We start from the raw sequence: 13614 nt of genomic DNA, 5'->3' as shown, positions 1-13614 counted from the left end.
GTTAACGGATACACGGCCTACGAGGGGGAATGACATGGCGCAAGACGAAAATCTCGCGGCTGTCGTCTCCAACGCTGCGCAGGACATCGGAAGCTTCATCCGGGCCCAGCGTGAGGCGGCGCAGGTATCGGTTCGGCAGTTGGCCGAGAAGGCCGGCGTCAGCAATCCCTATCTGAGCCAGATCGAACGGGGATTGCGGAAACCCTCCGCCGACGTGCTCAACCAGATCGCGAAGGCGCTTCGGGTGTCCGCGGAAGTCCTCTATGTGCGCGCTGGGATCTTGGAGCCCAGTGAGCCCAGTGAGGTCCGCGACGCCATCGTCAACGACGTGGGGATCACCGAGCGGCAGAAGCAGGTGCTGCTCGACATCTACACATCGTTTCGGCAGCAGAACGAAGCCGACGCAGGTGAGGAGCCGACCACTGACTGACACCTCACCAGCTGCCCGATAACCATTCGCACGAAATGCCCATCCTGAGAAAGGAATTCGCATGACCGAGAAGACTCAGCCCACCATCGAAGACCTCAAGGCCCCGCTGCTGGCCGCCGTCGGTGCCGCCGACCTGGCCCTGGCCACGGTCAACGAGATCGTCGCCAGCCTGCGTGAGCGTGCCGAGGGTGCGCGTACCGACGCCGAGGCTCGCGTCGAGGAAGGCCGCGCCCGCCTGACCAAGCTGCAGGAAGACCTGCCGGCCCAGTTCGACGAGCTGCGCGACAAGTTCACCTCCGACGAGCTGCGCAAGGCCGCCGAGGGCTACGCCGATCAGGCCACCGCGACCTACAACAAGCTGGTCGAGCGCGGCGAGGCGGCGCTGGAGCGCCTGCGCAGCCAGCCGGCCATCGAGGAAGCCGCCAGCCGGGTCGAGGGCTACACCGACCAGGTCACCGAGCTGACCCAGGATGCGCTGGGCACCGTGGCCTCGCAGACCCGCGCCGTCGGCGAGCGTGCCGCCAAGCTGGTCGGCGTGGAGCTGCCGAAGAAGGCCGAGAAGGCCGCTGAGAAGGCCGCTCCGGCCACCCCGGCCAAGAAGGCTGCCCCGGCCGCGAAGAAGGCCGCTCCGGCCGCTCCGGCCAAGAAGGCTGCCCCGGCCGCCAAGAAGACCACGGCCCCGGCCAAGAAGGTCACCCAGAAGTAGTACCGGTGCCGACCGGCGGGGACCTGAGCCCCGTCGGTCGACGCTGACGATGACGCCCGCATAGGCTGGTGAGGTGCAACTTGCCAACCTTGCGGGCGTCATTGTCTTTGTGCTGGTCGTCCTCGTCTTCTGCGTGGGCGTCTACTCATTCGTGCATGCCGCCGTGCAGCGCCCCGACGCTTACACGGCCACCGGCAAGCTGACCAAGCCGGTATGGCTGGCGATCCTGGGGGTGAGTCTGCTGCTGGCCCTGCTGCTGCGCGATGCCTTCGGCGCCGCGATCGCGGCCTGCGCCAGCGGGGTCTACCTCGTCGACGTCCGGCCGAAGCTGCTGGAGATCCAGGGAAAGTCGCGCTGACCCGATGCGCTCATCACTGGCCGCGCTCGGCGCGGCAGGTATCGCGCTGGGCGCGGTACTGACCACGGCTCCGGGTGCGGTCGCCGACCCCGGGCAGTACGTCTACGTCGACCACGTCGAATGGGCCAAATGGGGCGACCTGTCGAGCCTGCGCGTGTATCCCACCGACGCGGCCCGCGCACTGACCCACCAGCCGGGCAGCGGCGCCCAGGCTGATCAGGCCTGGGCCGAGGTGCTGAGCTTGTCGCCCGACGCCGACCTGCCCGGGATGCGCGAGCAGTTCCTGTGTCACTGGACGTTCGCCGAACTCGCCGAGCCCGGCAAGACCAGCTGGAACCTGGAGCCGTGGCGGCCCGAGGTGGCCCCCGAGGTGATGGTGGCCGCCGGATGCAACCCCGGCGGCAGTGAGGAACCCTTCTGATGGCCGGCTACACACGCGCACAGGTGGCCGCATTGGTCGACCACACCCTGCTCAAGCCCGAGGCCACCGTGGCCGATGTCGAGAAGCTGGTGGCCGAAGGCGTCGATCTCGGGGTGTTCTCGGTGTGCGTGTCGCCGTCGCTGGTGGCGGCCGCGGCTGCGGCGGCCCCGCCCCGCCTTGCAGTGGCCGCGGTGTCCGGCTTCCCGTCGGGCAAACACCTGGCCGAGATCAAGGCCCGCGAATCGCAACTGGCCGTGGCAGCGGGCGCCGTCGAGATCGACATGGTGATCGACGTCGGAACCGCGCTGACGGGTGATCTGGGGGCCACGGCCGCAGAGGTCGCCGCGGTGCGCGCCGCCGTACCGAGCGCCACGCTCAAGGTGATCGTCGAGTCCGCGGCACTGCTGGAATTCGCCGGCGAGGCGCTGTTGCAGGACGTGTGCCGGGCCGCCGTCAGCGCCGGGGCCGATTTCGTCAAGACATCCACCGGTTTCCACCCCAGCGGCGGTGCCTCCGCCCGCGCCGTCGAACTGATGGCGCGCGCGGTGGGAGGCGGCGTAGGGGTCAAGGCCAGCGGCGGCATCCGGACAGCCGAGGCGGCCGCGGCGATGCTCGATGCCGGGGCCACCCGGCTCGGACTGTCGGGCACCCGGGCGGTGCTCGACGGCCTCACCGGTTAGGCCCGGCGCGGACTCGTCAGATCTTGCCGAAGCAGGGGTCGTCGGCGGGCTTGGGCATCGACGCATTCGTCGTCGAGAACTTCGCCAGCACGCCGTTGTCGGTCACCTGCACGCTGTCGGCGTGGATCCCCATCGGGTAGTTCTCGGTGATCTGGGCGGTGAACTTGTCCAGGATCGGCTGCAGGGTCTCCCGTGGCCAGGACATGCCGATCGCGCTCAGGTCGATGATCTGCAGCGAGATGCCCTTGTTCACCACGGTGGGCTTGGCGGTGATGGTGCCGAGCAGGCCCTTGAGCTGGATGGTGCCGTTGGACGGGTTGGTCTTCACATCAGAGATCGCCGAGCCGATGAACGGCAGCTGCACCATGTCGGCCACGGTCTGACGGATGCCGTCGGTGTTCCAGTCGATGTCGGCGACCAGCGAGCCGACGGTGCCGCTGGAATCGGCGGTTTCCTTGATCCGGACATCCTTGATGCCCAGCTTCACCTTCATGCCCTTGGCCTCGCGGATCTGGTTGCCCGCCGTCTCGACGTTGATGTTGGTGTAGTGCCCGCTCACGTGCTGCATCAGGAACGGGGGCAGCGGATCGAACGACGCCTTCGCGCCGTCGCCGACGACGCATTCCACCGTGGACGCGACGATCTGGTCGGCACGGTTGCGGGCATACAGTTCACCGCCGAGCACACCGGCGGCGATCAGGGCCACCACGATCACGAAGACCAGCACCACCGACAGCGGATCGGAGAGCAGCTTCTTGACCTTCGCCAGCGCCGAGGTGTCCTGCGGCTGGGGAGCAGCAGGCGCCTGTCCGTCGACCTGACCCGGCTGTTCCGCCGGCGGTTGCGGAGGCAGCTCCTGGGTAGGTGCTGGCGGGGACTGGTCGGTTGGGCGAGCCCAGGGATCGGTCACCCCAGCGATTGTGCCTTACCGAACTGAGCGAACTGTGAGCGGTTCTGCAGCACCGCGATGGTGTCCCGGACCTGGTTGGCGGCATCGAGGTCGACGTCGAAGACCAGCAACTGCTCCTCGGCGCCGGCCGCGGCGAGTACCTCACCGGTGGGGGAGGCCACCAGGCTGCCGCCGACACCCGTCGGCCCGACTTTGGCGATCTCGTCGCCCGGATAGGCCTGGTCCACCGCGGCGACGAAGCCGGTGGTGTCCAGCGCACGGGCCCGGGCCAGCAGGGTCCACTGCTCGAGCTTGCCCGGCCCGGAACCCCAGGAGGCATGCACGGTGATCAGCCGGGCGCCGCGGCGGGCCAGCTCCACGTAGAGCTCCGGGAACCGGACGTCGTAACAGGTGGTCAAGCCGACCGTGGTCCCGTCGACGGTGATCGTCACCGGATCGAAACCCGGTGCCACGGTTCGTGATTCGGTGAATCCGAAGGCGTCGTAGAGGTGGATCTTGTGGTAGTGCGCGTCGACGCCGGGGCCCGTCGCGATCAGGGTGTTGGTGACCCGTCCGTCGCCGCCGGGGACGAACATCCCGGCGACCACGACCACCCCGGCCTGCGCGGCGATCTCGCGCACCCCCGTCGCCCACGGTCCGTCGAGGTCCTCGGCGACCGGTGCCAGCGGGACACCGAACCGGCACATCGTGGCCTCGGGGAACAACACCAACCGGGCACCGTCCGCGGCGGCGCGCCGGGTGAACTCGTCGACCAGCTTCAGGTTCGACGAGGGGTCCGTACCGGTGGCGATCTGCGCCAGGGCAATTCGCATGAAGACAGCGTAGCGGCGCCGCGCGGCCTAATTTGTGGCCGGCGCCACGGCAGCCCACGGCACCGTCAGCACGCCGTCACGCATCCGCCGGCGGGGGGCCGCGACCGGGTACCCCTCCGCGCGCAACAGCTCCACCATGGCCCGCCAGCGCACCCGTGGCCCGAACACGCCGTGTCCGGCCGCGCTCGCCCAGGCTCGGTCGGCAGCGCCGAGCAACGCGTGGATCGGCTGGCCTTCGACGTTGTGATGGATCAGCACCTTGGGCAGCCGTTCGGCCAGATCCGAGGGCCGCTCGATGGCGAACGGGTCGCAGGCCAGGGTCAGGCTCACCGGCCCGCGCTCGTCGAGCAGCACCCAGCAGCATCGGCGGCCCAGCTCGTCACAGGTTCCGTCGACGATCAGCCCGCCGGGGGCAAGCCGGCGCGACATCGTGGCCCAGGCCTCCGGCACCGCTTCGACCGGGTACTGACGCAACACGTTGAACGCTCGCACCAGCACCGGCCGCAGGCCGGCCAGTTCGAACCCGCCGAGCGCGAACTGCACGTCGGTGGCGGCCGCGAGCGCACGCGCCGTGGCCACCCGCTCGGGGTGGATCTCCAGGCCGACCACGCGGACGTCGGCGCGTACCGCCCGCAGCCGCGAGGCCAGTTCCAGGGTGGTGACGGGCAGCGCGCCGTAGCCGAGGTCGACGACGAGCGGATCGGCGGCGGCCCGCAGCGCGGTGCGTACCCGCGGCGAGTGCACCAGCCAGCGGTCGCTACGGCGCAGCCGGTTGTACCCGGTCGTGCCTCTGGTGACGGCCCCGACGGGTCTAGACGTGCTCGGAGATCCACTCAGCGGTGAACGCCCCCTCGATGGTGAACACGTCTCTGACGGACTGCAGGACCATGTCTTCGAGCTTGGCGCCGATCAGGGGCATCGGCACCTTGCACTTGCTGTCGACCTCCAGCCGGCTTCCTGCGGCGACCGCGGCGAGCACATACCGTCCGTCGAGCCGGCCCGGGACGTGGGAAACCGAGGCGGTGTAGCGCCCGTTCACGCCGTTCTGGTCGAACGGGCCGAATGAATGCCTGCGGATGATCGCCATGTCGAGCGGTATCACCGGCCGCAGGATCGGGGGCAGTTCCGCGCGCGGCAGCACCTGCCGGAACTCGACCTCGACCCCGCGTTCGTCGGTGCTGAATTCGGTGATGTCGGATTTGCCGGGCGTCAGTTCGTCGTATCGGTCCATCAGGGCCTGCCAGTACTTGCCGCTGGCGTACGCGGCATAGACCGTTTCGGCGGGTGCGTCGAACGCCATCGTGGACTGCTGGCTTCGGCTCATGGCTAACGACGGTACCGCCGGGTCAGCGGTGTTCGGCGATCCACACCGAGGTGAACCGCTGCTCGGCTTTCAGCAGGTCGGTCAGCTGGGAGCCGATGAATCCCTCGATCTTGCCGCCGACCAGCGGCACCCTCACCTCGACCGTGATGTGGACCGACAAGCGGGACCCGCCGTCTGTCGTGGTGAGCGTCGCGGTTCCGGACAGGGACACCGGTGCGCCGGCGACGGAGCCCTGGACCGTGCCATGGGACGCACCGTCCCGGACCGGCTGCCAGTGCTCCTCGCGCCGGATCCTCAGATCGCCTCGGTGGAACTGCGACACCAGTCCTGGCAGCCGGTTTGCGCGCAGGATCTGTGTGGTGATCGCCTCGACGGCGCCGTCGCCGGTGACGTTCAGGGCGTCCAGGGTGGTTTCGTCGGCCCCTGAATCGGCGAGCCGGGCCCGCCAATACCGTTCGTCGGCGAATGCCCGGTGGACCTGTTCGACGCTGCCTTCGTAGTCGCTGGCCATGTCGAATGATCGCGGCATAGCTGGTCAGGCTACCGTTACGGCCCGTGGTCAGTTCGTATGTTGCCGGTGTCGCGGTCGCCGAGGCGGTCGCGCTGGCCCCGCTGACGACGCTGCGGGTGGGACCGGTGGCCAACCGGGTGCTGACCTGCACCAGCACCGATCAGCTCGTCGATGTGCTGCGCGCGGTGGGCGACCCGGTCCTGGTGCTGGCGGGTGGGTCGAACGTGGTGCTGGCCGACGACCTGGCCGACACGATGCCCGACCTGACCGTGGTGCGGGTGGCCAACACGGCCATCACGGTCGAGGGCAATCTGCTGCGTGCTGAGGCCGGCGCGGTGTTCGACGACGTCGTGGTCGCCTCACTGGAGCACGGGCTGGGCGGACTCGAATGCCTTTCCGGCATACCGGGATCGGCCGGAGCCACCCCGGTGCAGAACGTGGGCGCCTACGGGACAGAGGTCTCCGACACCATCAGCCGGGTGCGGCTGCTCGACCGGCGCACCGGCGAAGTCCGTTGGGCCGCACCGGAAGAGCTCAAGTTCGGATACCGCACCAGCATCCTCAAACACTCCGATGCCGTGATCGTGCTCGAGGTCGAGTTCGCCCTCGACGCGGAGTTCCGCAGCGCACCGCTGCGCTATCGCGAACTGGCAGGCGCGCTGGGTGTCGAGCCGGGGGAGCGCGCCGATCCGATGCGAGTTCGCCAGACCGTCCTGCAGTTGCGCGCGGGCAAAGGCATGGTGCTCGACGAACACGACCATGACACCTGGAGTGTCGGGTCGTTCTTCACCAACCCGGTGGTGTCACAGGCCGAGTTCGAACGGGTGCAGGTCATTTTCCGGGCCGGCGCCGGGTCGGTGGAGGCCGGACCGGTGCCGCACTACCCCGCACCCGACGGCGTCAAGCTGGCCGCCGGCTGGCTCGTCGAGCACGCCGGCTTCGGGAAGGGCTACCCGGGTGACGGGGCCCCCGCACGACTTTCCACCAAACATGCGCTGGCGCTGACCAATCGTGGCGAGGCGAACAGTGCCGATGTGATTGCCCTGGCCAGAGCGGTACAGGCGGGTGTCCGGGACCGCTTCGGGATCACTCTGCAGCCCGAGCCGATTCTGATTGGGTGCGATCTATCAGTACCCTAGATCCACGTGAGCCCTGCCGGTGATATAGAGGCCGATGCGCCGTTGTTCAATCGGCGGCGTGCCCTGACGGTGTTGACCGTCGGAATGGGAGCCGGACTGCTGGCTGCCTGCTCGGGAGAATCGCCCCTCTCCGCGCCCCAGGCCGAGGAGCCCGCGGCGCCGACGGTGACCTACGAGCCTGCCGCCGACTCCGAGGATGTGCTGCCGACCGCGCCGGTCGGACTGAAGGTCGAGAACGGCTCGTTCCAACGTGTCAGCCTGACCAACGCCAACGGCAAGGTGGTCGCCGGCAAATTCAACAGCGACCGCACCGCGTTCACTGTCACCGAACCCCTCGGCTACGAATCGACGTACACGTGGGCCGGCTCGGTGGTGGGCAAGGACGGCAAGGCCGCACCCGTGCAGGGCAAGTTCACCACCGTCGCCCCGCAGAAACAGGTCAACGGCCAGTTCCAGCTCGCCGACGGCCAGGTCGTCGGCGTGGCCGCGCCGATCATCCTGCAGTTCGACGCCGCGATCGACGACAAGTACCGCGCGGCCATCGAAAAAGCCCTCCAGGTCACCACCACGCCTGCCGTCGAGGGCAGCTGGGCCTGGCTGCCCGACGAAGCCGGGGGCTCACGCGTGCACTGGCGCACCCGGGAGTACTACCCGGCCGGAACCAAGGTCAGCGTCAAGGCGCCGCTGTACGGGGTGAGCTTCGGTGACGGCGCCTACGGCGCGGCCGATTCCACCCTCGACTTCGAGATCGGGCGCCGCCAGGTGGTCAAGGCCGAGGCATCCAGCCACCGCATCCAGGTCCTCGACGGGTCCGGAGCGGTGATCATGGACTTCCCGTGCAGCTATGGCGAAGGCGACCTGGACCGCAACGTCACGCGCAGCGGCGTCCACGTGGTCACCGAGAAGTACGAGGACTTCTGGATGACCAACCCGGCCGCCGGGTACTCCAACGTGCACGAACGCTTCGCGGTGCGGATCTCGAACAACGGCGAGTTCATCCACTGCAACCCCAACAGCATCGGTTCGCAGGGCAACACGAACGTCACCAACGGCTGCATCAACCTGAACCTGGAGAACTCGCAGCAGTACTTCAACAGCGCGATGTACGGCGACCCGGTCGAGGTGACCGGCACCCGGATCGACCTGTCCTACGCCGACGGCGACATCTGGGACTGGGCGGTGGACTGGAGCGAGTGGAAGTCCATGTCGGCGCTGTCCTCGGAGGATTCACCGTCGAACCTGCCGGCTTCGGCTCCGGCGACGCCGACGGATGCCCCCACGTTGTCGGGCACGCCCACGACCACGACGCCGCCGAAGCCCGCACCCGGGGGCTAGGGCCGCGCGTTCGGCGCAATCGGTCGCCGTTCTCGACACCGAGGTCGTGCAGCTTGACGAAGCACGGCCGTGATGTCGAAACCGGCGAGGCGCGGACGATGAGGATGCCGTCGGTGCATCACACCTGACGGTTGAAGCGGCCGTGCGGCGCCTGGTCGCGCGGCCGGATCACGATCTGGTCGAGGTTGACGTGTGAGGGACGCGACGCGACGAACCCGATCACCTCGGCGACGTCCTCGGCGACCAGCGGAGTGATGCCCCGGTAGACGTTGTCGGCGCGTTCCTGATCGCCGTCGAAGCGCACCAGGGAGAACTCGGTCTCCACCGCTCCCGGCGCAATCTCGGTGAGCCGCACCGGTTTTCCGAGCAGCTCACCGCGCAGGGTGCGGTGCAGCGCACCCTGGGCATGTTTGGCCGCGGTGTACCCCGAGCCGCCGTCATATGTCTCGAGCGCCGCGATCGAGGTGACCGTGACGATCAGGCCGTCGCCGGAGTCGATGAGCTTGGGCAGCAGCGCCCGGGAGACCCGGAGGGTGCCCAGCACGTTGGTTTCCCACATCCACCGCCAATGGTCCAGGTCGGCGTCCAGTACGGGCTCCAGTCCGCGGGCCCCGCCCGCGTTGTTCACCAGCACGTCCACCCGGTCCAACTGGGCCGCCAGCGCGTCGACCGCGGCCTGGTCAGTGACGTCCGCCACAATCGCGGTGCCGCCGATCTGCTCGGCCAGAGCCTCGATCCGATCCTTGCGGCGGGCCACGCAGGCGACGTGAAAGCCTTGTGCGGCAAGAGATTCAGCGGTCGCGGCACCGATCCCGGCGCTGGCGCCGGTAACCACTGCCACCCTTTTTTCTGACTGTGATGTCGTCACCTGACCAACATTAGATGGCGTGCTAAGTTCTTCGTGTGTCCGGAAACCTCCAGTCCCGCTTCGTGCGGCGTGCGTGTTGTTGTTGCGCACCCCGCCGCGCCTGACTGAACCCGGACACCGTTCTTTCGTCCTGCTGAGTCGCCAGGTGTGGTCTCCACCCACCAGCCGACAACCAGTAAGGACCATTCACGTGACCAGCGCCATTGCCGCCCCCCGCCGGAACTCCACCCGTACCGGCTCCGTCTCGTCCGCCGGTGCGGGCAACCCCGCCCGCCCTGGCCGGTCGCTGGCCGCCGCCTCGCGCTATCCGCAGTCGCGGCTCCTGCACATCGTCGCCCCGTCGCTGAAGGTGCCCGACGCCGCCGCGGCTTCGGTGTTCAGCGCGGTTCGCACCCGCGGGCCCATCGCCAGGGACGCCATCGCCCAGCTCACCCAGCTGAGCATCGCGACCGTCAACCGTCAGGTCACGGCGCTGCTCGACGCCGGAATCCTGCGTGAGCGTGCCGATCTCGCGGTCTCGGGGGCCATCGGGCGGCCCCGCGTTCCCGTCGAGGTCAACCACGAGCCGTACCTCACCCTCGGCATCCACATCGGTGCGCGCACCACGAGCATCGTGGCCACCGACCTGTTCGGCCGCACCCTGGACGTGGTCGAGACGCCGACCCCGTCGGGATCGCAGTCCGCGGCGCTGGCCACGTTGGCCTCAAGCGCACGCCGCTACCTGAGCCGCTGGCACCGCCGCCGCCCGCTGTGGGTCGGTATCGCCGCCGGTGGCGTCGTCGACAGTGCCACCGGGTATCTCGATCACCCCCGGCTGGGCTGGGCCGATGCCCCGGTGGGCCCGGTGCTCGCCGAAGCCCTGGCGCTCCCGGTGTCGGTGGCCTCGCACGTGGACGCGATGGCCGGTGCCGAGCTGCTGCTGGGCGGACGGCGCTCCTCGCCGGAGGCCGTCGGCGCCCCGGCCCGGACCAGCCTCTACGTGTACGCCCGCGAGACCGTCGGCTACGCGCTGTCCATCGACGGCCGCGTGCACTCCCCGGCCAGCGGGCCCGGCACCATCGCCGGCCTGCCCGCCCAATCTGAATTGCTCGGTGGATCAGGGCAATTGGAGTCCACCGTGAGCGACGAAGCGGTGCTCAACGCGGCCCGCAAGCTGCGGATCATCCCGGCCGAAGGCCCGTCCTCGACGCTGCCTGCAGTGTTGCGCGCGGCCCGGCAGGGTAACGAGAAGGCGGTCGAGCTGCTGGCCGACCGGGCCCGCGTACTCGGCGAGGCCGTCGCGCTCCTGCGCGATCTGCTCAACCCCGACGACCTCGTGCTCGGCGGCCAGGCCTTCACCGAATACCCCGAGGGGATGTCGGTCGTCGAGGACGCCGTGGCCCGGCGTTCAGTTCTCGGGCCCCGCGATATTCGCCTGACGGCCTTCGGAAACCGCGTGCAGGAGGCCAGTGCCGGCATCGTTTCGCTGGGCGGCCTGTACGCCGATCCGATCGGCGCCATGCGGCGCGCTCAAACCCGCCGATCCGCAGCGGTGTAGACATGTCTGTGTGCGTCTAGCCACAGACCTCGAGATTCCCCGCCGCGTTGCGGTGTTATCCGTACACACTTCGCCGCTGGCGCAACCGGGCACCGGTGACGCCGGCGGGATGAATGTCTACGTGCTGCAGACGGCGTTGCAGCTGGCCCGTCGCGGTGTCGAGGTGGAGGTTTTCACCAGGGCCACCTCGTCGTCGGACGCGCCGGTGGTCCAGGTGGCACCGGGCGTGCTGGTGCGCAACGTGGTGGCCGGGCCGTTCGAGGGCCTGGACAAATACGATCTGCCCACCCAGCTGTGTGCGTTCACCGCGGGGGTGCTGCGGGCCGAGGCGACCCACGAGCCCGGCTACTACGACGTCGTCCACTCGCACTACTGGCTCTCGGGTCAGGTCGGCTGGCTGGCCCGGGACCGCTGGGCGGTGCCGCTGGTGCACACCGCGCACACCCTGGCCGCAGTGAAGAACGCCTCGCTGGCCGCCGGTGATTCACCCGAGCCGCCGTTGCGTGCGGTGGGGGAGCAGCAGGTGGTCGATGAGGCCGACCGGCTCATCGTCAACACCGAACACGAAGCACAGCAACTGGTTTCACTGCACAATGCTGATCCGGGACGGATCGATGTGGTGCATCCCGGGGTCGACCTGGATGCCTTCACCCCGGGCGATCGCGACGCGGCGCGGGCGGTGCTCGGGATCGCGCCCCGCGAGCAGGTGGTCGCGTTCGTGGGCCGGATCCAGCCGCTCAAGGCCCCCGACGTGCTGTTGCGCGCCGCCGCGAAACTGCCCGGGGTCCGGGTGCTGGTCGCCGGCGGACCGTCCGGCAGCGGCCTGGCCGAGCCCGACACCCTGATTCGGCTTGCCGATGAACTGGGTATCACCGACCGTGTGACTTTCCTGCCCCCGCAGTCCCGCGAACAACTGGTCAACGTGTACCGCGCCGCCGATCTGGTCGCCGTGCCCAGCTACTCCGAATCCTTCGGCCTGGTCGCCATCGAAGCCCAGGCCTGCGGCACCCCGGTGGTGGCGGCCGCGGTCGGTGGTCTTCCGGTCGCGGTGGCAGACGGAGTGAGCGGGGCCCTGGTCGAAGGTCACGATGTCGACGACTGGGCGGCCGCGATCGACGACGTGCTCCAGCGCGATCCGGGACCGCTGAGCGTGGCCGCCGCGGCCCACGCCGCGCAGTTCTCCTGGGGGCACACCGTCGATGCCCTGCTGAACAGCTACGCCCATGCGATGAGCGACTACCGGTCCCGGCACCGCAGGCCCGGCCGCCGTCCCGGGCGGCGGTTCGCCCTGCGTCGAGGGGTGCGGGCGTGACCATGGGCACCAGCGTCGAACAGATCATCATCACCACCCTCGACGAGCACGAACTCGTCTACCAGCGGCACGAGGGCGCCCATGGTGGCCTGCCGGGCATCGTCGTCGAGCTGCCGGGGGAACGGAAGCTCAAGACCAACACCATCCTGAGCATCGGTGAGCATTCGGTTCGCGTCGAGGCGTTCGTCTGCCGCAAGCCCGACGAGAACTTCGAGGGCGTCTACCGGTTCCTGCTCAAGCGCAACCGCAGGCTCTACGGCGTCGCCTACACCCTCGACAACGTGGGCGACATCTACCTCGTCGGCCGGATGGCGCTGGAAGCGGTCAGCGCCGACGAGGTCGACCGTGTGCTCGGCCAGGTGCTCGAGGCCGTCGACTCCGACTTCAACACCCTGCTGGAACTGGGCTTCCGCTCCTCCATCCAGAAAGAGTGGGAATGGCGGGTGTCGCGCGGTGAGTCGCTGAAGAACTTGGAGGCGTTCGAGCACCTGATCGAGGACTAGGTGCTCGTGAGAAGATCACGGGCATGCCGACGCTGATCCTGCTCCGCCACGGCGAGAGCGACTGGAACCAGAAGAACCTGTTCACGGGATGGGTCGACGTCGACCTCACCGACAAGGGCCGTACCGAGGCCGTCCGCGGCGGCAAGCTGCTGGTCGAGAACGACGTGCTGCCCGACGTGGTCTACACCTCGCTTCTGCGCCGCGCGATCACCACCGCGAACCTCGCCCTGGATGCCGCCGACCGGCACTGGATCCCCGTGCACCGCGACTGGCGGCTCAACGAGCGGCACTACGGCGCACTGCAGGGCCTGGACAAGGCCGCGACCAAGGAAAAGTACGGCGAAGAGCAGTTCATGGCGTGGCGGCGTAGCTATGACACCCCGCCGCCGGCCATCGAGAAGGGCAGCGAGTTCAGCCAGGACTCCGACCCGCGCTACGCCGACATCGGTGGCGGCCCGCTGACCGAATGCCTCAAGGACGTCGTGACCCGGTTCGTGCCGTACTACGAGGCGACGATCGTGCCCGACCTGAAGGCCGGCAAGACCGTCCTGATCGCCGCCCACGGAAACTCGCTGCGTGCGCTGGTCAAGTACCTCGACGGAATGTCCGACGAGGAGGTCGTCGGCCTGAACATCCCGACCGGCATCCCGCTGCGCTACGACCTCGACGAGAACCTCAAACCCCTGGTCGCGGGCGGTCAGTACCTCGACCCCGAGGCAGCTGCCGCCGGGGCCGCCGCCGTGGCCGCGCAGGGCGCCAAGAAATAGT

General features: G+C 69.0%; 17 protein-coding genes. 11 read left to right on the top strand and 6 right to left on the bottom strand.

The window, feature by feature from the left end:
* Positions 1–34: 34 nt before the first annotated feature.
* The 5 genes from ACNQR1_RS32030 to deoC all read left to right on the top strand — a co-directional run bounded on the left by ACNQR1_RS32030 (position 35) and on the right by deoC (position 2595).
* Positions 35–430, top strand: coding sequence for a helix-turn-helix domain-containing protein (locus ACNQR1_RS32030; RefSeq protein ID WP_418049543.1), 396 nt, complete (start codon positions 35–37; stop codon positions 428–430).
* Positions 431–491: 61 nt separating this feature from the next.
* Positions 492–1136, top strand: coding sequence for a heparin-binding hemagglutinin (locus tag ACNQR1_RS32025; RefSeq protein WP_418049542.1), 645 nt, complete (start codon positions 492–494; stop codon positions 1134–1136).
* Between the two features lie 73 nt (positions 1137–1209).
* Positions 1210–1494 (top strand): DUF2516 family protein, encoded by a 285-nt coding sequence (locus ACNQR1_RS32020; RefSeq protein ID WP_418049541.1) that lies wholly within the window; start codon positions 1210–1212, stop codon positions 1492–1494.
* 4 nt (positions 1495–1498) lie between these two features.
* Complete coding sequence (locus tag ACNQR1_RS32015) at positions 1499–1915, top strand: DUF2599 domain-containing protein (RefSeq protein ID WP_418049540.1); 417 nt, start codon at positions 1499–1501, stop codon at positions 1913–1915.
* Positions 1915–2595: a deoxyribose-phosphate aldolase gene (gene deoC / locus ACNQR1_RS32010; RefSeq protein WP_418049539.1), complete on the top strand. Its 681-nt coding sequence runs from the start codon at positions 1915–1917 to the stop codon at positions 2593–2595. Before ACNQR1_RS32015 ends, deoC begins: the two co-directional genes overlap by 1 nt.
* 16 nt (positions 2596–2611) lie before the next feature.
* Here deoC and ACNQR1_RS32005 read toward each other — a convergent pair whose 3' ends face one another.
* Genes ACNQR1_RS32005 through ACNQR1_RS31985 form a run of 5 tightly spaced genes read right to left on the bottom strand, consistent with a single transcriptional unit; the run spans position 2612 to position 6170 of the window.
* Positions 2612–3505: an LmeA family phospholipid-binding protein gene (locus ACNQR1_RS32005; protein WP_418049538.1), complete on the bottom strand. Its 894-nt coding sequence runs from the start codon at positions 3503–3505 to the stop codon at positions 2612–2614.
* Positions 3502–4317, bottom strand: coding sequence for a carbon-nitrogen hydrolase family protein (locus tag ACNQR1_RS32000; protein ID WP_418049537.1), 816 nt, complete (start codon positions 4315–4317; stop codon positions 3502–3504). Before ACNQR1_RS32000 ends, ACNQR1_RS32005 begins: the two co-directional genes overlap by 4 nt.
* 27 nt (positions 4318–4344) lie before the next feature.
* A complete protein-coding gene (locus ACNQR1_RS31995) occupies positions 4345–5154 on the bottom strand; it encodes a class I SAM-dependent methyltransferase (protein WP_418050587.1) in 810 nt (269 codons plus the stop codon).
* On the bottom strand, positions 5129–5641 hold the full coding sequence (locus ACNQR1_RS31990; protein ID WP_418049536.1) for a DUF2505 domain-containing protein: 513 nt from the start codon (positions 5639–5641) through the stop codon (positions 5129–5131). Before ACNQR1_RS31990 ends, ACNQR1_RS31995 begins: the two co-directional genes overlap by 26 nt.
* A gap of 22 nt (positions 5642–5663) precedes the next feature.
* Positions 5664–6170 carry a DUF2505 domain-containing protein gene (locus ACNQR1_RS31985; protein ID WP_418049535.1) on the bottom strand — a complete coding sequence of 169 codons (507 nt, stop codon included), beginning with the start codon at positions 6168–6170 and terminating at the stop codon, positions 5664–5666.
* A gap of 26 nt (positions 6171–6196) precedes the next feature.
* On the opposite strand from ACNQR1_RS31985, the gene ACNQR1_RS31980 reads away from it, so the two are divergent.
* Positions 6197–7291 carry a UDP-N-acetylmuramate dehydrogenase gene (locus tag ACNQR1_RS31980; protein WP_418049534.1) on the top strand — a complete coding sequence of 365 codons (1095 nt, stop codon included), beginning with the start codon at positions 6197–6199 and terminating at the stop codon, positions 7289–7291.
* Positions 7292–7297: 6 nt separating this feature from the next.
* The gene (locus ACNQR1_RS31975; RefSeq protein WP_418049533.1) at positions 7298–8626 is read left to right on the top strand and encodes a L,D-transpeptidase; all 1329 of its coding nucleotides are present in this window, start codon (positions 7298–7300) and stop codon (positions 8624–8626) included.
* Between the two features lie 118 nt (positions 8627–8744).
* Here ACNQR1_RS31975 and ACNQR1_RS31970 read toward each other — a convergent pair whose 3' ends face one another.
* Entirely contained in the window at positions 8745–9494 is a 750-nt protein-coding gene (locus ACNQR1_RS31970; protein WP_418049532.1) for an SDR family oxidoreductase, read from the bottom strand.
* A gap of 286 nt (positions 9495–9780) precedes the next feature.
* Here ACNQR1_RS31970 and ACNQR1_RS31965 point away from each other — a divergent pair, with 286 nt between their 5' ends.
* Genes ACNQR1_RS31965 through ACNQR1_RS31950 form a run of 4 tightly spaced genes read left to right on the top strand, consistent with a single transcriptional unit; the run spans position 9781 to position 13613 of the window.
* Positions 9781–11031: an ROK family protein gene (locus ACNQR1_RS31965; protein ID WP_418050586.1), complete on the top strand. Its 1251-nt coding sequence runs from the start codon at positions 9781–9783 to the stop codon at positions 11029–11031.
* A 10-nt stretch (positions 11032–11041) separates the two neighbouring features.
* A complete protein-coding gene (gene mshA, locus ACNQR1_RS31960; RefSeq protein ID WP_418049531.1) occupies positions 11042–12343 on the top strand; it encodes a D-inositol-3-phosphate glycosyltransferase in 1302 nt (433 codons plus the stop codon).
* Between the two features lie 2 nt (positions 12344–12345).
* Positions 12346–12846, top strand: a complete 501-nt coding sequence (locus tag ACNQR1_RS31955) for a YbjN domain-containing protein (protein ID WP_418050585.1) — start codon at positions 12346–12348, stop codon at positions 12844–12846.
* A gap of 23 nt (positions 12847–12869) precedes the next feature.
* The gene (locus tag ACNQR1_RS31950; protein WP_418049530.1) at positions 12870–13613 is read left to right on the top strand and encodes a phosphoglyceromutase; all 744 of its coding nucleotides are present in this window, start codon (positions 12870–12872) and stop codon (positions 13611–13613) included.
* The last annotated feature ends 1 nt before the right edge of the window (position 13614 follow it).

The organism is Mycobacterium sp. 48b (assembly GCF_048282725.1).
Taxonomy (GTDB): Bacteria; Actinomycetota; Actinomycetes; order Mycobacteriales; family Mycobacteriaceae; genus Mycobacterium.
The sequence above is the reverse complement of the archived record's forward strand: the minus strand, read 5'-3'. Positions and strand labels throughout refer to the sequence as shown.

Coding starts and splice junctions, on each gene's coding strand:
- ACNQR1_RS31990 (WP_418049536.1), bottom strand. CDS start 5,641: ATGAGCCGAAGCCAGCAGTCCACGATGGCGTTCGACGCACCCGCCGAA.
- ACNQR1_RS32025 (WP_418049542.1), top strand. CDS start 492: ATGACCGAGAAGACTCAGCCCACCATCGAAGACCTCAAGGCCCCGCTG.
- ACNQR1_RS32030 (WP_418049543.1), top strand. CDS start 35: ATGGCGCAAGACGAAAATCTCGCGGCTGTCGTCTCCAACGCTGCGCAG.
- ACNQR1_RS31985 (WP_418049535.1), bottom strand. CDS start 6,170: ATGCCGCGATCATTCGACATGGCCAGCGACTACGAAGGCAGCGTCGAA.
- deoC (WP_418049539.1), top strand. CDS start 1,915: ATGGCCGGCTACACACGCGCACAGGTGGCCGCATTGGTCGACCACACC.
- ACNQR1_RS31955 (WP_418050585.1), top strand. CDS start 12,346: ATGGGCACCAGCGTCGAACAGATCATCATCACCACCCTCGACGAGCAC.
- ACNQR1_RS32015 (WP_418049540.1), top strand. CDS start 1,499: ATGCGCTCATCACTGGCCGCGCTCGGCGCGGCAGGTATCGCGCTGGGC.
- ACNQR1_RS31950 (WP_418049530.1), top strand. CDS start 12,870: ATGCCGACGCTGATCCTGCTCCGCCACGGCGAGAGCGACTGGAACCAG.
- ACNQR1_RS32000 (WP_418049537.1), bottom strand. CDS start 4,317: ATGCGAATTGCCCTGGCGCAGATCGCCACCGGTACGGACCCCTCGTCG.